The organism is Streptomyces sp. NPDC001678 (assembly GCF_042892945.1).
In the GTDB taxonomy this organism is placed as follows: Bacteria; Actinomycetota; Actinomycetes; order Streptomycetales; family Streptomycetaceae; genus Streptomyces.
In genome coordinates this window covers 530,398-552,671 of sequence record NZ_JBIAUP010000002.1, presented here as the reverse complement: position 1 = coordinate 552,671, position 22,274 = coordinate 530,398, and the positions used below count along the sequence as shown (strand labels likewise).

At 70.9% G+C, this 22,274-nt stretch carries 26 protein-coding genes and 1 pseudogene; 11 read left to right on the top strand and 16 right to left on the bottom strand.

The annotated features are described in order from the left end of the window. Nucleotides 1-10 precede the first annotated feature (10 nt). Nucleotides 11-1,021, top strand: coding sequence for a methyltransferase (locus tag ACFYZR_RS06145; protein WP_391905673.1), 1,011 nt, complete (start codon nt 11-13; stop codon nt 1,019-1,021). Between the two features lie 60 nt (nt 1,022-1,081). On the opposite strand, the gene ACFYZR_RS06140 is transcribed toward ACFYZR_RS06145, so the two are convergent. After that, nucleotides 1,082-2,407, bottom strand: a complete 1,326-nt coding sequence (locus ACFYZR_RS06140; RefSeq protein ID WP_391905671.1) for a hypothetical protein — start codon at nt 2,405-2,407, stop codon at nt 1,082-1,084. A gap of 151 nt (nt 2,408-2,558) precedes the next feature. Here ACFYZR_RS06140 and ACFYZR_RS06135 point away from each other — a divergent pair, with 151 nt between their 5' ends. Continuing rightward, nucleotides 2,559-2,831 (top strand): hypothetical protein, encoded by a 273-nt coding sequence (locus ACFYZR_RS06135; RefSeq protein ID WP_391905668.1) that lies wholly within the window; start codon nt 2,559-2,561, stop codon nt 2,829-2,831. A gap of 91 nt (nt 2,832-2,922) precedes the next feature. Here the strand turns inward: ACFYZR_RS06135 and ACFYZR_RS06130 are convergent, their stop codons facing one another. Next, nucleotides 2,923-3,444, bottom strand: a complete 522-nt coding sequence (locus ACFYZR_RS06130) for an ATP-binding protein (RefSeq protein ID WP_391905665.1) — start codon at nt 3,442-3,444, stop codon at nt 2,923-2,925. 266 nt (nt 3,445-3,710) lie between these two features. Here ACFYZR_RS06130 and ACFYZR_RS06125 point away from each other — a divergent pair, with 266 nt between their 5' ends. Genes ACFYZR_RS06125 through ACFYZR_RS06115 form a run of 3 tightly spaced genes read left to right on the top strand, consistent with a single transcriptional unit; the run spans nt 3,711 to nt 5,463 of the window. Next, nucleotides 3,711-4,562: a helix-turn-helix domain-containing protein gene (locus tag ACFYZR_RS06125; RefSeq protein WP_391905662.1), complete on the top strand. Its 852-nt coding sequence runs from the start codon at nt 3,711-3,713 to the stop codon at nt 4,560-4,562. Nucleotides 4,563-4,574: 12 nt separating this feature from the next. Then, nucleotides 4,575-4,775: a hypothetical protein gene (locus ACFYZR_RS06120; RefSeq protein WP_391905660.1), complete on the top strand. Its 201-nt coding sequence runs from the start codon at nt 4,575-4,577 to the stop codon at nt 4,773-4,775. A gap of 34 nt (nt 4,776-4,809) precedes the next feature. After that, a complete protein-coding gene (locus ACFYZR_RS06115; RefSeq protein WP_391905658.1) occupies nt 4,810-5,463 on the top strand; it encodes a hypothetical protein in 654 nt (217 codons plus the stop codon). Here ACFYZR_RS06115 and ACFYZR_RS06110 read toward each other — a convergent pair. Then, on the bottom strand, nt 5,460-6,416 hold the full coding sequence (locus ACFYZR_RS06110) for a hypothetical protein (RefSeq protein WP_391905655.1): 957 nt from the start codon (nt 6,414-6,416) through the stop codon (nt 5,460-5,462). The genes ACFYZR_RS06115 and ACFYZR_RS06110 overlap by 4 nt on opposite strands. Nucleotides 6,417-6,517: 101 nt before the next feature. Between ACFYZR_RS06110 and ACFYZR_RS06105 the strand changes: the two genes are divergently transcribed. Continuing rightward, nucleotides 6,518-7,429 (top strand): aminoglycoside phosphotransferase family protein, encoded by a 912-nt coding sequence (locus tag ACFYZR_RS06105; protein WP_391905653.1) that lies wholly within the window; start codon nt 6,518-6,520, stop codon nt 7,427-7,429. A gap of 27 nt (nt 7,430-7,456) precedes the next feature. Then, entirely contained in the window at nt 7,457-7,681 is a 225-nt protein-coding gene (locus tag ACFYZR_RS06100; RefSeq protein ID WP_391905650.1) for a hypothetical protein, read from the top strand. Here the strand turns inward: ACFYZR_RS06100 and ACFYZR_RS06095 are convergent. Continuing rightward, nucleotides 7,668-8,156 (bottom strand): hypothetical protein, encoded by a 489-nt coding sequence (locus ACFYZR_RS06095; RefSeq protein WP_391905647.1) that lies wholly within the window; start codon nt 8,154-8,156, stop codon nt 7,668-7,670. The two genes, ACFYZR_RS06100 and ACFYZR_RS06095, sit on opposite strands and share 14 nt — an antisense overlap. Nucleotides 8,157-8,279: 123 nt before the next feature. Here ACFYZR_RS06095 and ACFYZR_RS06090 point away from each other — a divergent pair, with 123 nt between their 5' ends. Next, nucleotides 8,280-8,909, top strand: coding sequence for a TetR/AcrR family transcriptional regulator (locus ACFYZR_RS06090; protein ID WP_391905645.1), 630 nt, complete (start codon nt 8,280-8,282; stop codon nt 8,907-8,909). A 133-nt stretch (nt 8,910-9,042) separates the two neighbouring features. Further along, nucleotides 9,043-9,513 (top strand): hypothetical protein, encoded by a 471-nt coding sequence (locus tag ACFYZR_RS06085; protein ID WP_391905643.1) that lies wholly within the window; start codon nt 9,043-9,045, stop codon nt 9,511-9,513. Between the two features lie 62 nt (nt 9,514-9,575). Here ACFYZR_RS06085 and ACFYZR_RS06080 read toward each other — a convergent pair whose 3' ends face one another. From ACFYZR_RS06080 to ACFYZR_RS06025, 12 genes are all read right to left on the bottom strand, one after another. Beyond that, nucleotides 9,576-10,235, bottom strand: a complete 660-nt coding sequence (locus tag ACFYZR_RS06080; RefSeq protein ID WP_391905640.1) for a pentapeptide repeat-containing protein — start codon at nt 10,233-10,235, stop codon at nt 9,576-9,578. A 348-nt stretch (nt 10,236-10,583) separates the two neighbouring features. Next, nucleotides 10,584-11,138: an OmpA family protein gene (locus ACFYZR_RS06075; RefSeq protein WP_391905637.1), complete on the bottom strand. Its 555-nt coding sequence runs from the start codon at nt 11,136-11,138 to the stop codon at nt 10,584-10,586. Between the two features lie 68 nt (nt 11,139-11,206). Further along, the gene (locus tag ACFYZR_RS06070) at nt 11,207-11,794 is read right to left on the bottom strand and encodes a hypothetical protein (protein WP_391905635.1); all 588 of its coding nucleotides are present in this window, start codon (nt 11,792-11,794) and stop codon (nt 11,207-11,209) included. A 25-nt stretch (nt 11,795-11,819) separates the two neighbouring features. Next, entirely contained in the window at nt 11,820-12,509 is a 690-nt protein-coding gene (locus tag ACFYZR_RS06065; protein WP_391906047.1) for a pilus assembly protein TadG-related protein, read from the bottom strand. After that, the gene (locus tag ACFYZR_RS06060; RefSeq protein ID WP_391905632.1) at nt 12,506-12,688 is read right to left on the bottom strand and encodes a Flp family type IVb pilin; all 183 of its coding nucleotides are present in this window, start codon (nt 12,686-12,688) and stop codon (nt 12,506-12,508) included. The genes ACFYZR_RS06065 and ACFYZR_RS06060 overlap by 4 nt, the downstream gene beginning before the upstream one ends. Before the next feature lie 315 nt (nt 12,689-13,003). Further along, nucleotides 13,004-13,891 (bottom strand): DUF5936 domain-containing protein, encoded by an 888-nt coding sequence (locus ACFYZR_RS06055; protein ID WP_391905630.1) that lies wholly within the window; start codon nt 13,889-13,891, stop codon nt 13,004-13,006. 31 nt (nt 13,892-13,922) lie between these two features. Next, nucleotides 13,923-14,870 carry a type II secretion system F family protein gene (locus tag ACFYZR_RS06050; RefSeq protein WP_391905627.1) on the bottom strand — a complete coding sequence of 316 codons (948 nt, stop codon included), beginning with the start codon at nt 14,868-14,870 and terminating at the stop codon, nt 13,923-13,925. A gap of 14 nt (nt 14,871-14,884) precedes the next feature. Then, entirely contained in the window at nt 14,885-16,300 is a 1,416-nt protein-coding gene (locus ACFYZR_RS06045) for a CpaF family protein (protein ID WP_391905625.1), read from the bottom strand. Continuing rightward, nucleotides 16,297-16,605, bottom strand: coding sequence for a pilus assembly protein (locus ACFYZR_RS06040; protein WP_391905623.1), 309 nt, complete (start codon nt 16,603-16,605; stop codon nt 16,297-16,299). The genes ACFYZR_RS06045 and ACFYZR_RS06040 overlap by 4 nt, the downstream gene beginning before the upstream one ends. A gap of 255 nt (nt 16,606-16,860) precedes the next feature. Beyond that, the gene (locus ACFYZR_RS06035) at nt 16,861-18,570 is read right to left on the bottom strand and encodes a P-loop NTPase (RefSeq protein ID WP_391905620.1); all 1,710 of its coding nucleotides are present in this window, start codon (nt 18,568-18,570) and stop codon (nt 16,861-16,863) included. 63 nt (nt 18,571-18,633) lie between these two features. Beyond that, the gene (gene cpaB / locus ACFYZR_RS06030; RefSeq protein WP_391905618.1) at nt 18,634-19,356 is read right to left on the bottom strand and encodes a Flp pilus assembly protein CpaB; all 723 of its coding nucleotides are present in this window, start codon (nt 19,354-19,356) and stop codon (nt 18,634-18,636) included. Next, nucleotides 19,353-20,291 (bottom strand): hypothetical protein, encoded by a 939-nt coding sequence (locus ACFYZR_RS06025; RefSeq protein ID WP_391905615.1) that lies wholly within the window; start codon nt 20,289-20,291, stop codon nt 19,353-19,355. The genes cpaB and ACFYZR_RS06025 overlap by 4 nt, the downstream gene beginning before the upstream one ends. Before the next feature lie 289 nt (nt 20,292-20,580). Here ACFYZR_RS06025 and ACFYZR_RS06020 point away from each other — a divergent pair, with 289 nt between their 5' ends. Continuing rightward, nucleotides 20,581-21,864: an RNA-guided endonuclease InsQ/TnpB family protein gene (locus ACFYZR_RS06020; RefSeq protein WP_391905613.1), complete on the top strand. Its 1,284-nt coding sequence runs from the start codon at nt 20,581-20,583 to the stop codon at nt 21,862-21,864. A gap of 40 nt (nt 21,865-21,904) precedes the next feature. Further along, nucleotides 21,905-22,249 (top strand): annotated as a pseudogene (locus tag ACFYZR_RS06015) (chitinase); the annotation flags it as partial. Nucleotides 22,250-22,274 lie beyond the last annotated feature (25 nt).

The window sequence follows — 22,274 nt, the reverse complement described above, 5'->3', positions numbered from 1 at the left end:
GAGGAGCAATATGAGCGCCACGCCTCCCGACGCCCTCCTGCGGATCGCCTCCGGCTTTATGACCTCGAAGGTCCTGCTCACCGCCACCACCCTCGGCCTCTTCACCGAGCTCGCCGACCGCCCCCTCACCGCCGACGAACTACGCGCCCGCCTGGCCCTCCACCCGCGTTCCGCCCACGACTTCCTCGACACCCTCGCCGCCCTAGGCCTCCTGGAGCGCGTCGATGGCACGTACGCCAACACCCCTGCCACCGACCGCTATCTCGTCCGCGGAAAACCCACCTACCTGGGCGGTTTCCTTGAGATGAGCGATGCCAGGATGTACGAGCTCTGGGGCCGGCTGGAAGCTGCACTGCGCACGGGCGATCCCCAGAACGAGATCAAGTCCGGTGACGAGGACATCTACGCCACCCTCTACGCCGACCCCGAGCGCCTCGCCGTCTTCCAGCAGGCCATGACGGGACTGTCCATGGGCTCCGTCCTCGCCCTGGTCGACGCGATCGACTGGTCCCCCCACCGCACCGTCGCGGACATCGGCTGCGCCGAGGGTTTCCTGCTGACCCAGTTGCTCCGGCGCCACCCGCACCTCCGGGGCACCGGCTTCGACCTGGCCGACGCGGCGCCCGGCTTCCAGCGGCGGCTCGCGGACTCCGGTCTCACCGACCGGCTCGCCTTCCGCTCCGGAGATTTCTTCACCGAACCGCTGCCGCAAGCGGACGTGCTCATCTTTGGTCATATCCTGAGCAGCTGGGACCTGTCCACCGGCCGCATGCTGCTGCGCAAGGCCCACGAAGCGCTGCCGCACGGCGGCATCGTCGTCATCTACGAGACGCTCCTCGACGACGACCGCCGGGAGAACGTCGACGGTCTGCTCATGAGCCTCACCATGCTCCTGGAGACCCCCGGCGGCTTCGAGTACACCGGCGCCGACTGCCGGGGCTGGCTGGCCGACGCCGGATTCCGGGAGAGCCGCGTACAGCACCTGGCCGGGCCCGAATCGATGGTGATCGGCACGAAGTGACACCCAGCGCCCGGCCCGGCCCCGCACCCCACCGCACCCCACCCCCCACCCCACCGTGCGCTACTCACCGCGCCGGCGCGCCAGCAACGTCCACACCCCGAGCCCCAGCAGCAACGTCGTTCCCGTGCCGATCCCCACATAGCCGATCGTCCGCAGCCGCTCGTTGCGCGGGCCGGTTCCGGCCGAGGCGACCAGTTCCCCACCGACGCCGCCCCCGCCACCCTCGCCACCCGGACGGCCGCCACCGTTCCCCTGCGGCCGCCCGGTGCCCTGGTCGGCCTTGCGCGCGCCCGCAACATCGACCCGCAGCGTGACCGGCACACCCGCACCACCCGCCCCTTGCCGCACCTTCGGGCTCAGGCTCACCTGAAGGTAGTACCAGCCCGCGAACCGCATGCCCCTGGCGGCCTCGCCACCGCCACCACCGCCGTACGCCGCCGGGGGCGTGGCCAGCGAGACGGTGGCCGGTTTGCCCTGGTAGCCGGTGGTCTTGTTCATGACGAAGCCGCGTGCGGTGTTGTTGAGCCCGAGCCGTACGCCGCCGATCACCATCGCCCCGGCCCCAGTCCCGGCCCCCGATCCACCGGCGGAGCCGAACTCCGCATCCGCGAAGAGCTGTTCACCGGCGTCGACCGATACACGGTAGAACCGCGTATCCCCGGGCCGGAGCTCATCACGCCACGCCCCCGGGCGGAGTTCGGCGGCGTCGTTGAAGCCCGTCCCGCCCGCGATGCCCTCCGCCGCCGCACCCGCGCCTTGCGGCGGTTTCGACGGCGCCTGCGAGCTCCACGCGCCCGGAGGAGGCAACGTATCGGTGGATTCCGTCCGTTGCGGCGGCTCCGCCACGTACTTCAGCTCGATCGCCACGGCCGAGGCGTCTCCGCCCAGCGCGTCCCCCCGCTCCACGACGAACCGGTACGCACCTGCCGTTCCGCACGCCGCGCCCGGCTTCACCACGCGTTCCGCGTAGTCCGCGACGGGGTACGCGCCCCCGGCCGACAGGAACGACCGGTGCCGCACCGTCCCGCACTGCGTGCCGTCCGGCGCCTGTAACGAGACGTCGATCCCGTCCCGCAACCCCATCGCGCTCCCCTGCCTCGGCACGGCCACCGCCGATACGTACGCGCTCGACTGCGCGTCCAACTCGACTGTGTAGTACTTCACTTCCTTCGGCTTGATGCTGTCGGTGTACGTACTCGCGCCCGCCTTCAGCTCAGGACCACGATCAGCGCTGTTTCCCACCCCCTGCACGGCAATCGCACCCGTTGCCATCCGGTACGCGACCGGCCCCTCCGGCTCATCGACCGTCCCGGCCGCCCCCGCCTTCCCGGCAGCCCCGACGAGCACTCCGAACGCCGTCGCCACCACGACGAACCCGCCCCTCATGTCCCGCCTCCCTCACCGCCACCCGCTCGGGAGGCCCCATCCTGCCCTGCCATCCCTCGTACGCGCGACCGCTCCAACTCGTATACGGTGAACGACCAGTTCCGGCCATACATGTGGCCGGAATGATCCGTATCTCTCGGTAAGGAAACCCATGCGTCGTCGCATATCCGCACTTGTCCTGACCGCCGTGATGGCCGGCACCGGTGCCGCCCTCGTCACCGCCCCCACCGCCCAGGCGGCTCCCATCACCTGCGACATCGCGAAGCTGCGTCACGACGCCGACGCCCTGTACCAGAAGGCCGCGCGTCAGAAGCGCGCCGGCCAGCGCGAGGCCGCCCGCCGCACCATCGCCCAGGCCGACGCCCTCAAGCGCCGCGCCGCCCAGTGCGACGCGGCCGACCGCAACGCGTCGCACCACTTCTGACGGGTTCCGGCGGGCCGTTTCTGACGGTCCGCCGCCCGGGGCCGGCTCACCGCGTTCCGGTGAACCGACCCTGAACGTACGGCGCCTGCCGTCAGCAGAGCGCCGCCGCGTAGTCGGCTGCCCCTTGGCGCGGGAGGTTCACCCATACCCGGGTGCCCTCCCGTGCCGGGGCGGGGCGGATCACTCCCCAGCTCCCCTTGCACTCGTGCACCACGCACGCGAGGAGATAGAGCATCTTGTTGCGACGCGCGGCACACTTCGCGGAACTGTCCGTGTCGCCGTGCCGCGTGTGGGGATCCCACACGACGATCCGGACGCCGTCCTGCTGCCAGCCCACGGACAGGTACAACACCTTTCCGGGCTCGAACAGCGTCGCGCAGGCGACGAGTTCGCCGGTCGCCTGGAGCGCGGGTGGCAGGAGGTCCGTCAGGCCGTGTGCGGCCAGCGCGTTGTGCACGCTCGTGCGTGCGATCGCGACGGCGTGCGGTTCGCCCGGGATGGCGTAGCTGTACGCGAGGCTTTCCGGGGTGCGGGTGGTGGGAGCGGCGCTCAGATGGTCGGACGGGTCGGTTGGATTCGGAGTGACGGTTGGGCAGAGGCTGGCGAATGGCATGGCGACGACTCCCGTGTGGCTGGGTGGGTTGCTGCGCACTGCCGGTGGCTTGTCTCCCTGACACGGGCACACCCCTCCCAGGGACGGAGGTTCGGGCACGCTCGCGTGATGCGCTTCCGGCTGTGCCGGGCTTGTGCGCTACTTCACCGAAGCTAGCCACCTGCGGGGCCAATTGGCCACCCACCATGAGACTTTGACCCCGTTCGAGGGGACTCTCACGACGTGGGGGTGCAGACTGCCACGCATCGCGTATAGGAAGGGTTGCCATGGCACAGCGAACTTCCCCCACGGAGCGCCAGAAGCGTCTGGGATACGAGCTGAACAAAATGCGTCTGGCTGCTGGCGTAAGCGCTGAGGCCGTCGCATCACTGCTCGGAGTCGATCGCAGCAAGATCTCCAACATCGAGCGGGGCCTCAGGGCCATCAGCCCGGATCGACTCAGAAGCTGGGCTTGCCATTGCGCTTGCCCAGACGATTCCTTCATCGAAGCACTGGCCAAAATGGCGCAACCCGCTGGCAGAGGCTGGTGGGAACGCTACCGAGGTGCGTTGCCCGGCGGCCTTCTGGACATCGCGGAGATGGAGACCCACGCCGTCCGCTTGCACACCGCACACACCGTTCACATCCCTGGCCTGCTTCAGACAGTCGACCACGCACGCACCATCTTCGAAGCAGTCGTGCCCCACCTCCCCGAGCGGGAACTGGAGCTGCGACTGGTTCTTCGACTGGAACGCCAGCAGGTCCTCACCCGGGATGATCCGCCTGACTACTACGGCATCATTCACGAAGCAGCCCTGCGCATGCAGTTCGGTGGACCGTCAGTAGCGCGCGCCCAGCTTGAACACCTGGTGAACATGTCCGAGCTCAGCCATGTGACCCTGCGCGTGCTTCCCGTAGCGCGCGGCGTCTTCCCTGGGGCAGGGCAGACCTTGGTGTACGCAGCGGCCGTAGTCCCCCAACTGGACACCGTGCAGACTGACTGCACGCACGGGCCGGAATTTCTCCACGGGGAGGCGCAGTTGTCCAAGTACCGCGCTCAGCTGGAATGGATGGAACGGCTTGCGCTCGAACCGGATGCTTCGCGCAAGTTCATCCAGGACATCGCACGTCAGCTCTGAGGAGTCAGCAACATGTCCAAGATCCGCTGGGAAGCGCCGTTCTGCGGCGAAGGCAGCGCCTGCTTCCGAATAGGCACCGACGACACTGGCCGGGCCTACATCGCCGTAGCCGGTGCCGAAGACCGCTACCTCACCGACACGCGCGACGCCTTACGATCCCTGATCCGCGAGATCAAGGCCGGCAAGGCCGACCACCTCCTCCAGGACGGCTAGCCGGTGTCCGGCGGGGCGCGTGATGATGAGCCCCATGACACCGATCACCAGCATGGATCTCACCGGTTTCACGGAGCGGGAGCCCAGGGTCTGGACCGACGATCAAGGGCTCGTCCTCTCCGTCCACTTCTTCGACCTCGTTCCCGATCTGCCCGCGTCCTTCGACGATCCGGACCGGCTCCGGTACGGGCTGGCCCACTTCGCCGCCCAGGCCGGCGGTGGGCTGATCGAAGCCGTGCTCGGCGACGTGGACGCCCTCCCGGCCGTCCGGCAGTTCATCAAGATTCCACAGCCCAACGGCCATGGCCTGGTGTTCATCGGCTCGTGGACGGTGCCGCGAGCCGGGTGCAGCACCGTGGTGAAGGTCCAGGCGGCCGAAGGGCCGATAACCGGCGCGCGCGAGGCGGTCGTCCTCAGCGGGCTGGACCCGGCACAGTACTTCACCCCTCATCCGTACGCTCCGGACATCGCGGGCGGCCTGCCCTACCACGTCGCCGACCACGAGCAGCATGACGCGGAGTTCCCCGACCACCCTCTCACCCGCGTACGGACGACGCTGGAGCGGATAACCCCCACCCTGACCCTGCACAGCGGATTCAAGGCGTTGCCGCCCTTCGCCTCTCCAAGTCACCCGGAGACCCGCCGCCCTGGCTCCGGCGCCCGCCGCTGGTTCCGCCGTCGGAACTAGCCGGCGCGCAGGATCCGCAGCGACTCCCGCGCGAACTCCGCGAGGGCGACCGGGCACAGCAGCACGTCCAGTGGGGCATCCCTGCCCTCCCTGCGGTCCCGTTCGTAGAGGGCGCGGCCGCCGGGGGTGGTCAGGGTGATGCCGAGGCCCGCGACGTCGGGGGCGTTGGTGTACGGGAGGGTGTGCGCGGCGTGTGCGCAGGTCGCGTCCGCGAAGTGCGGCAGCGTTTCCTCCAGTGCCGTCGCGAGCGACTCGGCCGACTCGGCCATCTTCGCGTCCTGGTCCGCGTGGGCGATGTACCAGCTCAGCGCCACGGCGACGAGCAGGTGGCCGGGGCGGGTCGCGGGGTCGGCGCGGCGCAAAGCGTAAGCCCGGTAGGAGATCTCCTCGGGGACGTCCGTGTACGCCTTCGGGTAGCCGTGCAGCAGGGCCGACAGCGTGTCGATGATGTCCCCGGCTCCCACCGGCAGGCGGGGCGGGATGTCCGTGACGGAGCCGGGTTCGACGATGTCCATGGCGATCCGTGCCAGACCGGCCACGTTGCGCGGGCAGCGCCACGCCTCGCGTGGGAAGTCCTCTTCCCAGGCGAGGCTCTCGTCGGCGAGCCCGCGCAGTTGCTCGGCGAGGTACTCGTCGTACTCGTCCTCGTGCTCCTCGTACGGGTGACCCTCGTGCCCGCAGGGGCGGTGGCGCAGGGCGTGGTCCGTGGCCTTCAGGGCGGCCATGAGCGCCGGTGCGACGGCGTCGTCGGATCCCCACGCGACGTAGGGGGCCATGAGCAGCAGGCCGGTCGTCCAGATGTACGCGGGCTCGCCGCCGGGGTCGGCGGCGAGCCGGGCGGCGCAGTCGAGGGCCGCTTGGTCGTATTCGTCGTTGTAGGCGTCGTCGTAGTCCGCGCGTATCGCGTCCCAGGTGTCGGAGAGTTCGTCGACGGACACGTCATCCATGTGCATCAGGCGAGACTAGAGGCTTATCGCGAAGGTCTCGTTGCGAAAACGGCGTTACCGGATAACCGTTTGACGCTCGTCGGTGTCCGGCGATCGGATGACAGGCCATGAACACAGGGCAGATGACAGGACAGACGCATCCCGGCTCGCACCCCATCGACGGCGCTCTTGTACGGCGGCTGGTCGCCGGGCAGTTCCCGCGATGGGCTGGGCTGGCGGTCGAGCGGATTCCGTCCGGCGGCACGGTCAACGCCATGTACCGGCTGGGCGACGACATGGTCGTACGGCTGCCGCTGGTGCGGGGTGGGGCCGACGACGTGTTGACGGAGCGGACGTGGCTGCCGCGGCTCGCGCCCCAGTTGCCCACGCCCGTCCCCGAGGTGCTCGGGCATGGGGAGCCTGCCGAGGGGTACTCGTGGCCGTGGTCGGTGTACCGGTGGCTGGCGGGGGAGAATCCCGAGGCGGGGGCCCTGAGCGAGCCGATACTGCTGGCCGAGGATCTGGCCGGGTTCGTGGCGGCGATGCGAAGGATCACCCTGCCAGGTGCGCCGCAGGCCCATCGCGGCGGGCCGGTCGCCTCGCTCGACGCGGCGACCCGGGCGGCGATCGAGGAACTGCGGACGATCCCGCAGGAGGGCGTCGACTGCGATGCCGCCGCGGCCGTGTGGGAGGAGGCGCTGCGGGCTCCGGGATGGGACGGGCCGCCGGTGTGGCTGCACGCCGATCTCATGCCGGGCAACCTGCTGGTGGACCGTGGCAGGCTGGCCTCGGTAATCGACTTCGGGTGCCTTGGGGTGGGCGATCCGGCCTGCGATCTGTTCCCGGCGTGGAATCTGCTGCCGGCCGATGCTCGGGAAGTGTTCCGCGAGGCGCTGGACGTGGACGACGCGACCTGGATCCGCGGCCGGGGCCGGACGCTCTCGCAAGCGCTGATCGCGCTGCCGTACTACCGGAAGACGAACCCGGCGATGGCGCACAATGCCCGGCACGTGATCCGGACGGTGCTGGGGAAGGGCTGAGGCCGGTGCGTGTCGGGGCGGGATGTCATGCCGCTGCCCGGCGGCGACGAGCAGGGGCAGTGGCTTCTGTCCCCGCTCGACCGCCAGGTGCAGGTTGGTCGTCAGCCCGCCGCGCGAGCGTCCGAGCCCGTGATCACCACGGCCTTGATCCACTTTCGCAACGGACCCGAGGCGGGCGGGCGTCGGACCAACGCGAGCCCCCGTGACGCCCGCGCGGGCGACGACGCCGTCGGCGATGTCACCAACGGGTGATGCCCATGGTCGCGGCCGCGTCGTGGACCGCCACGTAGTGGTAGGTCGACATGCCCGACCGCTTCACCGGGACGTCCTTGTCCTTGGCACGGAACTCGTCCCGCGCGCAGGCCAGGAGGTTGGTCCCGTAGCCGACCGGCACGTCGCCCGTGCCGTGGACGGGGTGGGACTTGGCGGCGGTGTCGCTGCCGGCCTTGGCGAGGATGCTACGGGCCTGGTTGTACGCGGCGGCCTTGATGCGGGTCGGGTTCGCGATCGTTCGGGCGTCCATGGCCCGGACGTCCGCCGCGAAGGCGCCGGCGGTATCCGACGGCTCCGCCGCGACACCGCGTACCCGGCACGACGCGTTCACCGCGTTCACCGCTTGGTCGTTCTTGACGTTCGTGACACCGGCGGCGACGGCCGGCACGACGGGCCCGAGGAGCGCCGCGGCCGCTAACGCGGCGGCCAGTGCGGTGCGTATGGATGACTTCATGGATGCGCGTCCTTTCCTTCCGGAGATGCGCATGAGAGGACCGCAACTACTGATGCCAGTTGCTGACATCGACGCTACACCCGATGTCATGAACTGTCATCGAGCCCCAAGTAAGCTTTGCCCATGGGGAGATGGAAACCGGACGCCCGCGGCCGCCTGGCGAAGGCCGCGCTGGAGCTCTGCACCGAGCGCGGTTACGAGCGGACCACCGTCTCGGAGATCGCCGCACGGGCAGGGCTCACGGAACGGACCTTCTTCCGGCACTACGCCGACAAGCGCGAGGCGCTGTTCGGCGGCGAGGTCGCGCTGCGGGAGGCGTTCGTGGAGGCGGTCACCGACGCCCCGCCCTCCGCCGCGCCGATCGACGCGCTGGCGGCGGGACTCGACGTGATCGCCGGGCTGTTCGCCGGCCGTCGCGAGCACGTGCGCGAGCGGCATGCCCTCATCGCGGCGAACCCCGAGCTCCAGGAGCGCGAGCTGATCAAGCTCGCCTCGCTGGCGGCCGCGCTCGCCGACGCCCTGCGCGGACGCGGTGTCGCGGAACCGGCCGCGAGCCTGACCGCCGAGGCCGGCGTCGCCGTCTTCAAGGTCGGCTTCGAACGCTGGATCGCGCCCGACGAGGAGTGCGAGCTGTCGCGGGTGATGCGGGATTCCCTGGACGAGCTCAGGGCCCTGACGGCGGGCGACCAGCACCCGCCTTCAAGCAACGTTCGCCCCGCCGACCCGCCCGCTTCATCCCTTAGGGACCCCTAAGGGACCCTGAGGGCGGTCCACCCGTGGTCTGACGGCAGGACCGTGCCTCGGAGTGAGCCGGAAGGCCGTGAGGGGCCCGAATACTGGAATCAGACATTCCACCCGGCTCCGAAACGAAGGGCCCAGCCCCCCCATGAAGACCAAGATCGCTGCCGGTGCCGCCGCCGGCGTCGCCATCGTCGCCCTCGCCTCCGTGGGCGCGGCGGCCGCCATACCCGCCGCCAAGGACTGGTACGAGGGCCGCCACGACCAGTCGTCCCAGTACGCCACGGGGGCCGAGGCCAAGGCCGACCGCGCCTCGGTGCCGCGCTGGCTGCCCGACGACGCCCGCGAGATCCGGTACGCGATGAAGACCACCGGCGGCGACCGTCTCCTCAAGGCCACACTGCCCACCGGCAAGCTGCCCGCGGAGTGCACGGCCCTCCCGTCCGGCACCCGGGCGAAGGAGCCGGGCCTCTCCGCGTCCTGGTTCCCCGGCAGCGGCAAGGACGCCGGCCGTGCCGCGCAGTCCCGTTGCGGCCTCTACTACGCCTACACCGACGGCGGCACCCTCTACGCCTGGCAGGACAACGACGACTGGATCAACGACAACAAGTCCAGCTGATCGTCCGGCCGTTCGGCGCTTCGGCGGTCTTCGGCGGTCTTCGGCGGCCGCCGCCGGCACTGTCAGTGGTCCTTCACGGTGAGGCCGATGTGCTGCGCCAAGGCCGGGGCCAGATCGAACAGCTGGGCCGTGCTGATCGCCGCGCCGTCCAGGGACCCGATCCCCGAGGCGATGCCCAGCCCGGCGGCCTCGCGCAGGTCGACCCTGGTCAGCGTGGCCTTGTCGAAGCGTGCCCGGTCCAGGGTCGAGCCGGGGAAAGTGACGTCCGTCAGCGTCGCCCCGCCGAAATCCACGTCGCGCAGGAGGCAGTCGACGAAGGCGACGTCCTTCAACGTGGTCGCGCGCAGGTTGACGGAGTCGAATTTGCACTGGTGGAAGACGACGCGACGCATCTCGCCACCGTGGATCTCCGTGCCGGCGAGGACACCGGCGGTGCACTCGCTGTCCAGCCAGGTGGTCTCCGCGAGGTTGGTGCCGACCATGCGGACGGTGTGCAGCCACACCTCGTCGAACCGGGAACGCCGCAGCCGGCCCCGGTCGAAGGTGACGGAGGAGAACGCCGACTGGCTGAAGAGGGAATTGCCGCCTTCCACGTCCTGGAAGGCGGAGCCGTCGAAGTGGACCCATTCGTAGCTGCCCGCCTGTTCGAGCTCGCCGGTGAAGGACTCCAGGTGGCGCGCATACGGCAGTGCGGCCAGGTCACGGGGGGCGCGGACTCGCATGGGTTCCTTCCGGGATACGGGGGGGTGGGCAGCCCTCGCCGTGGTCCCGGGGGACCTGTGGACCCATGGACCCGTGGACCTGTGGCGAGGGGAGGGCCCCATGCTGACGCCGATCCCCGGATTTGCCCAATCGGCGCGAGCGTGAGGAACCGCGCCGTAAGGCGATCGACCGCCGCCCCAAAATCCACACAAAGCATACGAAACAATGGCACTCGATCAAGCTGCCGCCCGGGTAGCCCGGCGCTGCCCGGAGACACGGTTCCCTGAGATTGATTCTGCGGTCCGGCCCGTGAACGCCGTATCCGCGGATCCCGCACACGGGCCGTTCTGGGCACTCCTACCGTCCGTCTACCGTCGGGGGAAGCTCACCTCCACGCGGCGGTTCTTCCGTCGCCCGTCCTCCGTGGCGTTGTCGGCGATCGGGTACTGCTCGCCGTAGCCGCGGATCTCGTACTGGATCGCCGCCGAACCCAGATCCTTGGCCAGCTCCCGCTGGACCATGTTGGCGCGGTCCTTGCTGAGGGCGACGCCGTGGTCGGCGTCGCCGAGGTTGTCCGTGAAGCCGAAGACGCGCAGAGCCGTGGCCTTCTGCTTCTTCACCTCGTCCGCGATCGCGCGGATGCGGGCGCGGGCGGGGTCGCCCAGGTCGGCGCTGTCCTTGTCGAAGATGACCTCCGCCTGGAGGGCGAAGGTGACGTCCACGTTAGTGTCCTCACGGCGCTCGCCGCCGTCGTCCGTCTCGACGACCGACTTGATGTCGAGGACACGGCCCGGGGCGAGCTTCCTGCCCGGCCGGAGCTTGAGGCCCGGGGCCGTCGGGTCGAGCTTCACCGGCGGTGTCGTGTTGGCCTGGCGGCCCGGGCCGGCGTCCGCGTACGCGTTCACCGCCGCCGGGCCCGGCATCGCGACAGCGAAAGCCAGCGTCGCCGCCAGGAATGTCCCCAAGGGAATCGCTGCCGGAGCCACGGCCCTCACCCCGAGATCCTGATCCGCACGGACGGCATCGTCGGAAGCTGGAAGTCCACGTTCGTCACGGACGCGGGCGGTGCCGGGAACTGCGCGAAGACGGAACGGCTCTCGCCGGGACGGATGTTGACGAGGCCCGTGGTGCACAGGCACTCGCCGTCCGTGTCACGCAGGACCAGATAGCGCTTCTTCCCGGCCGAGTCGATGAGCGAGGCGCCCGAGACCGAGGACTGGGACTTCATCTCCGTCTCCTTCGAGCGCCACGTCAGCGGGGTGTACGGCTTGCTCCCCCGGTTGGCGACCGTTCCGTTGACGGTGACGAAGCCGCCCTTGTCACGGACGGCCGACGTGAGGGTGACGACCACGCCGTCCGGGCCCTTGATCTCGCCGAGCTTCCCACCGCCCGACGACACCGGCTCCTCCGACGAACCCGATGCGCCCGACGAACCCGACGACTTCTGCGCGGCGTCGGAGCCTCTCGCCGCGTTCAGGTCGATCGTCTTCTTTCCGTCATCGTTCCCCTCACCTCCGCAGCCCGCCAGGGCGAGGGATATGACGACCACAAGGGCCGCACCTGCGATCCGAAAGCTCATGGTGCCGTTCCTTCACTGGTCGGGATCACTCTGCGAGGCGCACGGCGAACAGGTCCGTCGCCTTCACCGCCGCCTCCGGGCGCCTGGGGTCGATCACCAACACCTTCCCGCCGTCGCAGATGAGGTCGATGACCGGGGACGAGGAGGGCGCCGGGGACGGGGACGGCGTCGAGGACGGGATCGGGGAGGGCGTAGGTGCCGGTGGTGCCGGGGGTACCGGGAGGGCGTCGCAGCGTGGGGTCACGGTCGCCTTCGCCGTCGCCTTCGCGCGCTTGTCGCCCGTACCGGGGACCACGGACTCCCCCACCGTCCGCTCCGAGGTGACCGTGACCGTGAACGAACCCGGATCGCCGCCCGGCTCGCAAGTGATCGCCGGCTGGGCGCCGTTCATGCGCGCGTACGACTCCGCCGCCTCGCACGCCCGGCCGTCCCGGCCGCCCCGGCCCGCCAGCCAGTCGGCCCAGGTGCCCGTACCGGTCGTACCGGCCACCCCGCCTGCACCTGCCGTACCTCCCGCACCGACCGCCAGCAGGAAGCCCGTACGGAGCTGGTCCCGGTAGTCCTGGGCGGCGGCGAGCGCGGCCGCGTCGGCGGCGGTCTGGGCGGCGTTCTTGACGGCGCCCGCCCGGCCGACGGCGAAGAAGGCGAGCGCGAGGAAGAGCAGGGCCGCCACGGCCGTGATGTAGAGGGGGAAGGCCTGACCCGCGTCGCTCAGCCCGTGATGCGGCTGATCTGGTTGGTGATCGCCGTCGCGATCATCGTGCCGAAGTCCGTCGTCGTCAGGACGAGGATGATGGCCACGACCACGGCGATGATGCCCAGGTACTCGACCGAGGTCTGTCCCCGGTCGTCGGTCGCGAGCCTCTGGATTCCCTTGAGCGTCTTGTTCCCCATGTTTCCCTCCTCGGGAGATCTCCGTACGGACCCGTTCCCTTCCCTCACCGGGAAGTTGGGACACCATCTGTCTCACCCCCGCTCGGCGGCGATGCCCTCGGACGTCGACGCCGACGACTGTCCCATATCCGATTGCAGCCGCGAAGGGCCTTCACGGTCTTCCCTCAACTCCACCAGTGGACAGGCCCCAGCGGGATAAGCCCCAGCGAGCTCGGAGCAGGGAGCGGCGTGGTGCGGGGATATGTGGATGTGCTGCGAGGCGTGCGTCATGGCGGTGGTTCTCCTCTCACAGGCGGTGATGCACCTCATTGGCCCTCACTCCCCCGTGATGGAGCCGAAATCCGTACCCGAGCCCAGGAAGAACCCCGCGATCAGCAGGACCACCGTGCCCGGGACCATGAACGTCGTGATGACCATCGTCGCCTTGGGCACCGTCCTGGCCGCTCGCCGCCGGGCCAGCTGAGCGTCCGTGCGGCGCATGTCCTTGGCGATGCCGATCAGGGTGTCGGCGATGGGAGTGCCCAGTTCCTCGCCCTGCTGAAGGGCGGTGACGAACTGGGCCACCTGTTCGGAGTCATTGCGCTTGCGCAGTTCGTCGAAGGCCTGACGACGGGCGACGCCCATGTCCAACTGTCGCAGTACGATCCGCAGTTCGTCCGCCCAAGGGCCCTCGTAGTGCTCGGCGACCCGGTCGAGCGCCTGCCGGAAGCTCAGCCCCGCGCTCACGACGACGGCGAGGACGTCGAGGAAGTCCGGCAGGGTCCGCTCGATGGCCGCCCGACGCTCGCGCACGGCGGCCCGGATGCCCACCTCGATCCAGAACAGGCCGAAGGCGACCATCAGCACGGCGAACAGGGCCTGGCCCTTGGCCAGCATCACCAGCGCGCCGGCGAAGCCGAGCGCGCCGTAGACGGCCCGGCGGGCCGCGTAACGGTCGACGGTCAGGCCGCCCGGGTTGCCGGCCCGGTCGATGCGGCGCCGTACGGCCGCGACGCGCTTCTCGCCCATCAGGCGGAGCACCAGCGGCGCGTAGCGCATGCCGATCCGGTCGAGGGCGGAGCCGACGGCCGTGGTGCGCGTGGAGCCGACCTCGAGGGCCAGGACGAGGTCGGGGGGCAGCCTGGCCTCGCTGCGGACGAGCGCGATGCCGTGGCAGGCGCCCACGACGGACACGCCGGCCAGCAGCGCCAGCAGGATTCCCATGCCGCTCATCTCCCCACGTCCCGGGCCCGGCTCACACGTCGATCCTCGACATCCGGCGGATGAGGAAGAATCCCACTCCGTAGAGGCAGAAGGCCGCCACGACCGCGGCCTGCCCCAGCCAGCTTCCCGTCATCCGGTCCAGCGATCCGGGTGCGATGCGGTCCATCAGCAGCAACGTCCCGATGCCCATCAGCGGTACGACGTAGGCCGTCACCGTCACTTGCGAGAGTTGTGTCCGCACCTCGCGCCGGGTCTCCTTGCGCTCTTCGAGGGTGGTCGTGAGATTGCGCAGGGAGCTGACGACCGTGCCGCCCGCACGGTGGGAGAGGACGAGCGTGGTGACGAGCACCACCAGTTCGCGGGAGGGCAGCCGCCGGACGAGCTCGCCGAGGGCGTCGTCGACGGAGTGGCCGACGGCGAGCCGGTCGGCGACCTTGGCGAGCTCCTCGCCCGCCGGGGCCTCCATCTCCTCGGCCGCCATGCCGAGGGCCGTGCGCAGGGCGAGTCCGGCCTGGGTGGCGTTGGCGAGGATCCGGGAGAGCTCGGGAAGCTGGCTGATGAACTTCTCGGTGCGTTTGCGGCGCTGCCACACCAGGAAGGCGTGGGAGGACCAGACGGCGACGGCGGCTGCCAGGGGCCCGAAGAACGGTGCGAGGAGCAGCGCGGCGACGATCCACAGCCCGGCCGCCGCGCCGATGGTCGCGGCCGCGAACTCGCCCACGGTGATGTCCAGTCCGGTGGCCGCGATCTCCCACTCCAGCCGCCGGCCGGGGCGGGTGGCGCGCAGCCGGCGGTCCAGGCGGCGGAAGGGGCGGGCCGGGCCGGCGGGGGGTGGGGCGGGGGCGTCGGAGAGCCTGTCGACGAGGGCCTGGTGGCGGTCCCTGCCGGTGGCGTACGCGCGTACGCCCGCGACGGCCAGCGTCCCGCACAGCGCGGTGGCGCCGACGGCCAGCAGCGCGAGCTCGTCCAGGTGGTCCATGTCCGCTACCTCAACTACCTCTGTCCGGCTCTTCGGGTGGTGAGCTGCTGGTCGAACGCGGCGACGCCGAAGGCCGGTGGCACGGGCTCGTTGGCCAGCCGCATCCGCTCGGCGGCGCGTTCGGGGAGCGGGAAGTGGGTGAACGTGCCGCGTACGACGCGGTCGGCGCCGATCGGGTCGGCGTCGAAGCGGGCGACGGTGGCGAGGCGGTGGCCGCCGGTTCCGTACCCCTCGGGGGAGGTTCCGTATCCCTCGGGGGAGGTTCCGTATCCCTCGGGGGAGGTTCCGTATCCCTCGGGGGAGGTCAGCAGGGCGATCTCCGCGATGCGGCGGGTGCCGTCCGCGTGGCGGACGAGCTGGACCAGACAGTCCACGGCGCTGTCGATCTGGTCGCGCAGCGCCTCGTAGGGGATCTTGACCTCGGACATCGAGGCCAGCGTGCGCAGTCGCATCAGCGCGTCCTCGGCGCTGTTGGCGTGGACAGTGGCGAGGGAGCCGTCGTGGCCGGTGGACATGGCCTGGAGCATGTCCAGGGTCTCCCCGCCGCGCACCTCGCCGACAATGATGCGATCGGGGCGCATGCGCAGGGAGTTGCGGACGAGGTCGCGAATGGTGATCCGGCCCTTGCCCTCGACGTTCGGGGGGCGGGACTCCAGGCGGATGACGTGCCGCTGTTGCAGTTGCAGCTCGGCGGCGTCCTCGACGGTGATGATGCGTTCGCCGTCCGGGATGAGGCCGGAGAGGGCGTTGAGGAGCGTCGTCTTGCCGGCGCCGGTGGGCCCGGAGACGACCACGTTGAACTTCGCCCGGACGAGCGCGGCGAGCAGCATCAGCATGGACTCGTCCAGCGTGCCCATGCCGATCAGCTCGTGGAGGGTGTACGGGCGGGGGAAGCGGCGGATGGTGAGGGTGGCGCCGTTCAGCGCGAGCGGCGGGATGATCACGTTGACGCGCTCGCCGGTGGGGAGCCGGGCGTCGACCATCGGGTTCGACTCGTCCACGCGGCGGTTGACGGTGGACACGATCCGCTCGATCGTCTGCATCAGCTGGTCGTGGGAGGCGAAGCGTACGGGTACGGGCTCGACGCGGCCGGCGCGCTCGACGAAGACCTGGTCGGGGCCGTTGACCATGATCTCGGTGATGGAGGGGTCCTCCAGGAGGGGCTCCAGCACGCCCAGGCCGAGGGCCTCGTCGACGACCCTCCTGATGAGCCGGTCGCGTTCGGCGGTCGACAGGACGGGGCCCTCGCGGCTGATGATGTGGCCGAGTACGCGCTCCAGGCGCGAGCGGCGCTCGTCGGCGGCGAGCGCGGACATCTCGGCGAGGTCGATCTCCTCCAACAGCTTCGCCCGGTAGACGGGGACGAGGTGGCTGGGCTCGCGGCCGTCGGGGCGGGGTTCGGGGGCGGTGATCCGGGCGCGGAGGCTCATGGGGCGACCCCGGGGGTGTCCCGGGCGCAGGCCATGGTGGCGCTGCGGGTGACGGTGAAGCCGGTGCCGGGGAGGAGGGGCGGGACGTCGACGGTCACGGTGGCGGTGGCCCGGTCCGCGCCGGGGGCACAGGCGGTGGCGTCGACGGCGGCGCGGTTCGCGACCCAGGAGCTGACCGCGGCACGGGCGGCCGCCGCGGGGGCGGTCCTGGGGTCGTCGACGGTGGCGGTGCGGGCGGCCGCGCGGGCGGCGGTGCCGGCCTGCATGGTGGCGTAGGCGGCCAGCCCCAGATAGGCCGCAGCCATGGCCAAGGCTAGTAGGAGGGGGAGGAAGCCCAGGAATTCGATGGAGGCCGAGCCCTGGTCACGGCGGGGGGTTTGTCCCCTGTCCCGCCCCTTCCCGTAACTGGGGGCTTCGCCTCCAGCCCCCCGGACCGCGCTCCGCGCGGTGTCCTCAATCGCCGGACGGGCTGATTTCAGCCCGTCCGGCGATTGAGGACCGGGGGCCGGGGCGGAGCCCCGGGAAACGGGAAGGGGCGGGATCGGGGAATGAACCACCACTCAGTCCTCCCTCGCCACGCCCGCCGTGCTCTCCACCGTCCACGGCCAGTCGGCCGCGCCGGGGAAGAGGACGGGGACCTTCACGCGGACGCTCGCGCTGTAGACCCCGGCCGCCGGGCCGGGCCCGCAGGAGGGTTCCGTGTGCCAGGACTTCGGCATGTCCGCGCGGGCCGCGGCCGCGCAGTCGCGGCCGACCGCGCCCGCGCGGGCGCCCTTGTCGGCGGCGTGCCCGGCCAGGGAGTACGAGTAACCGACCAGGACGCACTGCCAGACGACGGCCAGCGCGACGAGGATCAGCGGCAGGATGCCGACGAATTCCACGGCCACCTGGCCCCGGTCGCCGAAACGGTCGCCGGAGCGCTCGCGCCGGCGGAAGCGGCCGCCGCTCGGGGGCACCGGGGACAGCTGCTCCGGGCCCGTACCCGCGCCGGTGGCGGCCATGGGAGCGCCGCCCTCTATGGCGCGGCGCCTCCGCAGGCCGCCCAGGGCCGGGCGGTGGTCGGAGGCCGCCGGGCGCGGGGACGTGGCCAGGCCCAGTTCGCCGGCCAGGGTCCACAGGGCCTGGCGGACGCCGGAGCGCGCGTCGAGGTCCTGCATCCGGCCGGAGTCCACGGCGCCCTGGAGCTCCTTGTAACCGGCCGGAATGGTGGTGCGGGCGGCGCGGGTGCCGGTGGTGCGGGCGATGAGGGGCGGCTGGATCTCCGCGTTGCGGGTGTGGCGGTTGACCACGGTGGTCGTCTCCTCGGCCGTACGGATCTGAAGCCGTTCCCAGAGCCGGACCATGCGCTTGGCCGCCCTGACGGACACCACGTCCGGCGTGGTGACCAGTAACGCCAGGTCGGCCGCCTCGATGACGGCCGCGCCCGCGGCGGTGATCTGGGTGCCGCAGTCGGCGACGACGAGTTCGTAGCGGCCGCGGAGGGCGGCGGTGATCTGCCGGGCGGCGGGTTCGCCGACGTCCTCGCCGCGTTCGCCCTCCGCCGGGGCGAGGAGCAGGCCGAGGCCGGTCGGGTGGGGGAAGACGGCGTCCGCCAGGACACGCGGGGTGATGTCGCTGATGCCGGCGAGGTCGGCGATCGACCGGCGGAACTGTACGTCGAGGTAGGAGGCGACGTCGCCGGACTGGAGGTCCAGGTCGGCGAGGGCGACGGCCCGACCGGCGGCGGAGGCGGCCAGGGCGAGCTGGACGGCGGTGACGGTCGTGCCGACGCCGCCCTTGGCGCCGACGACGGCGACGAGCGTGCCGCGTGCCGCGTCGGGGGCGGCGCTCGCGTCGGCGGTTCCCTCGGCGGCCGCGCCGAGGTGGTGGCGGACCCCGCCGGCCCAGTGGGCGGCGGCCTGGACGCGGGCGCCCAGTTCCTCGTAGGTCGGGGGCAGTGCGGCGAGGCCGCGCGCGCCGCAGTCCATGGCGGCGGCGTAGAGGGCGGGCCCGGCGTCGGCGGACATCAGGATCACGCCGGTGGCGGGGAAGCGCAGGGCGATGTCGCGCACGATCTCCAGGGCGGGTACGGGCCCGAGGCGTTCGTGCACGAGGACGACCTCGGGCAGGTGGGCGACGCCGCCCGCGCCCAGCGCGGCGAGCGCCTCCAGCAGGCGGGCGGAGTCGCCGACGACGGGCAGGGTCGCGACGCCGGGGAGCCCGGCGAGCACACCGGCGACGGCGCGGGCGGTGCCGGGGTCCCCGACGGCCGGGAGGATTCTGATCGTCACCGGGAGCCTGCCTCCTCCATCCACACTCGGTCCATCCACACTCGGTCCACATCGACCGCCTGGTTACTTGTCCCCGTCGAGGGTGTACGTGCGATCGCCGCTGCCGACGGGTTCCTGGCTGCCGGGGGCGACGAGGGCGAGCCGGACGTGCGAGGCGAACGACTCGGCGTAGGCGACACGCTGGGCGTCCTTGGTGTCGAGGGCGAAGGTGATCGGCACGGCCTCCCCCGCCTGCCGGGTGCTGGCGGCGGCCCGGCTGCCGTCGCCGTCCCGTTTGAGGGGGGTGAGCTTGCCTACGTCGATGACCTGGGCGCCGCTGACGATCATCTTGGAGACGGGCTTGGCGCCCTGTTCCTTGGCGTCGAAGGTGGCGTACATATTGACCCGCGCGCCCGGCTGGATCTTGCCGGCGACGCCCGTGGCCGCGTCGATCATGATGGCGATCTCCTGCTTGCCGGGGGCGAGCGCGGGCCGGGCGACGATCATGTCGCTCTGGAGCAGCGAGCCCTTCCGCAGCGGGGTGACGGCGATCTTGCCGCGCAGGGCGGAGAGGTCGGTGACGGCGGTGGCGGGGAGCCAGCGCTTGGGCATGGAGATCTTCTCGAACTCGTCCGTGTCCAGGTCGCGGTAGGCGGGGATGTCGGTCTTCAGCCGGTACGCGGTGGTCTCGGGGCCGACCTTCGTCTCGGCGTCGTGGATGACCGAGAACACCCCGGCGAACGCGCCGACGGCGCACAGGGCCGACAGGAGCAGCAGGACGATGCCGCGTCGCTGGCGTGAATTCATCGGGTGGCGAACCTCGTTCGGACCGGGGTCGGGGTCGGGGACATGGTCGTGGCGGGCGCGCCGACGGCGTCGTGGGCGGGGCGGGCCGCGACCGCGGGGTCCGTGCGCGGCACGGGCGCGGAGCAGAATCCGCAGCGGTCACCGATGAGTTCGAGGCCGCACCAGTGGCACTCCTCGCGGCGTACGGACGTGACGAGCTGGTAGAGCACGGAAGGGTCGGGGATGGCGGCCGCGAACTCGACGGCGCGGTGGGTGCCCCACCAGCGCCGGGAGTCGGCGGGCAGCGGGAGGATCTCCTGGACGCCCTGGACCCGCCAGCCCGGCGCGAGGGTGTCGGTGACCCAGTCCTCGCCGGAGCGGGGGCGGGGGCGGGAACGGGCGACGGTCATCCGGGTGGCGAAGCCGGGGCCGTCGGGGGTCTCGCCGGGGCCGGTGCGCAGCAGCCTCCGGGCGGGGTTGACGAGGACGCCGAAGCGGGTGCCGGGGACGAGGGAGCCGACGTGCGCGCCGAGGCCCACGTCCACGCGGTCGCAGCGGGCGACGGAGGCCAGCTGGGCGCCCGCGTAGATGTAGTGGGTGAGCAGCCGGGCGGCGGAGGCGAGCACGCCGGGGCTGAGGTCGGAGACCGACAACTGCCGTAACTGCCGGGCCAGCACGCCGACGGCCAGGGGCGGCAGGGCGACGGGCAGCAGGGCGACGCGGTCGCTCTCCAGGACCGAGCGCACGGTGTGCAGCCGGCGGACGTAGGCGGCGGGGAGGGAGTCGGGGTAGGGGACGACGAGGTGGCCGCACTGGTCGAGCAGGAGGGTGGCCTGGGTGACGGCGGTCTCCAGCGGCTGCTCCTCGGGCGGCCGCAGCACGGCGGCCTCCGGGACGGGCCCGCCGGGCGGGGGGAGCACCAGATCGGAGCTGGTGACCGCTATCGCAATCGGCACGTCGGCTTCCCCGTTCACTCCGGCCGCGGGGGCTCCGGCGGTCGCAGATCGATACTGCCCAGTGCTGGCGCCTCCGCACTTTATCCACGAATGGAGCGGCTGAGAACAGTTCCTCGATGTTTGCCCCACGGGGCGGTGGCACACGCGTCCGCACCTTGACAGGAACCTTGACCTGGACCATCCCTGGCGCTTCAGGCTCGTTGACAAGCATGCGTCAAATACCCATTGAATCCGACTTGTTGGTGAAAAATCGGAGCGCAACGCCAGTGGTCCCGGTTACAGTGCCCGCGTGAAGGCGGACACGGGTCGCAAGTACCGGTTGTATCCCGCTCCTGACGCCAAAAGGCGCCTCACGGAGTGGGGTCACACCACGCGCGCCGTGTGGAACATCGCCCTGGAGCAACGCGTCTACGTCTACCGACAACGCGGCCACACGCTTCGATCAACCGAGCAGTGCAAACACCTCACCAGCGCCCGCGCCGATCTTGACTGGCTCGCCGACCTTCCCGCCCAGTGCGCACAGCAGGTCCTCCGCAACCTCGACCGTGCATACGAAAACTTCTGGAACCCCGACCTCGCAGCCGCGTTTCCTGCCCGGAAGAAGCGCGGACACCGTCTATCGATCCCCTTCCCTGGCCAAGCCGTCGAAGTCCGCAAACTCAACCGGCACTGGGCCGAGGTACGCCTGCCGAAACTAGGATGGGTACGGTTCCGGCTCTCCCGGGCGCTCGGAGGCACGATCCGCAATGCCACCGTGACGCGGGATGGAACCGGTTGGTATATCAGCTTCGGAGTCCACACCGGAGCTCGCCCAGCCCCACCAAACGGCCGCCCTGACTGTGGCGTTGACTTCGGCGTGGCCTCCTCGGCATACGTCTCCACGGAGCCAGCACCGAGGATCATGCCACCAACCCTCACAGGAGCCGAGACGGCCCGCCTGAAGTACATGCAACGCAAGCAGGCCCGCCAGCTCACCTATGCCAAAAAGCACAACGGCGGGAGATACAGCAACCGTCTACGCCGTACCATTGCGGCCATCGGAAAGATCCGCGCCCGGCAGGCCAACCGCCGCGCCGACTTCACACACAAGCTCACCACCGATCTCACCAAAAACCACGGAATGATCGGTATCGAGGACTTGCGGGTGAAGAACATGACCAGGAGCGCCAAGGGCACAGCTGCCGCACCAGGGAGGAACGTACGCCAAAAGTCGGGCCTGAACAGGGCGATCCTCGACAACGTACCTGGCGAACGTCGTCGGCAGCTGGAGTACAAAGCCCGCAAGCATGGGTCCGAACTGGTCGCGGTCCCGGCGTTCCACACCTCACAGACCTGCGCCGCCTGCGGCACGGTCGACCCAGACTCTCGCAAGGGATGCGGCCGCCTCTTCGCCTGCACCAGGTGTGGACACGAAGACGACGCTGACCACAACGCCTCGGTCGAGATCGAGGCCCGAGCCCGCCGGACGGGTGGCTCGGTCACCAACAGCACGCGCAGCACTGCACCAGTGCGAGTCCCGGCCCCACGCCGGAGGCGGACGCGTGAAGCCCCGAAGCACGCTGATGCGAGCTGAAGGGAATCTCTCTGCCTCCAGCCGGGAGAGGAAACGTCAAAACAGCGGAAGCATGAACGGCTGTGACGGGAAGGTGTACGCACAGGGCTCGGTGGACTTCCTGACCGCGCTGGCCTGCGTCCAGCTGGAGGGCGGCCTGGACCCGTCCCAGGTGGGCCTGGGAGTGCCCGCCTCGCCGCACGGCGCGGGCAGCGGCTATGTGGCGCCGTCCGTGGTCAACGCCGCCCTGGACTGCCTCACGCAGGGCACGAACTGCGGTTCGTTCAAGCCGTCCCGTACGTATCCGGGGCTGCGCGGGGCGATGACCTGGTCGACGAACTGGGACGCGGCCGCTGGCAACGCCTGGTCGGGTGCGGTCGGGCCGCACGTCCACGGGCTGCCGTAGGCGGACGCCGGACGGGCCGACGCGG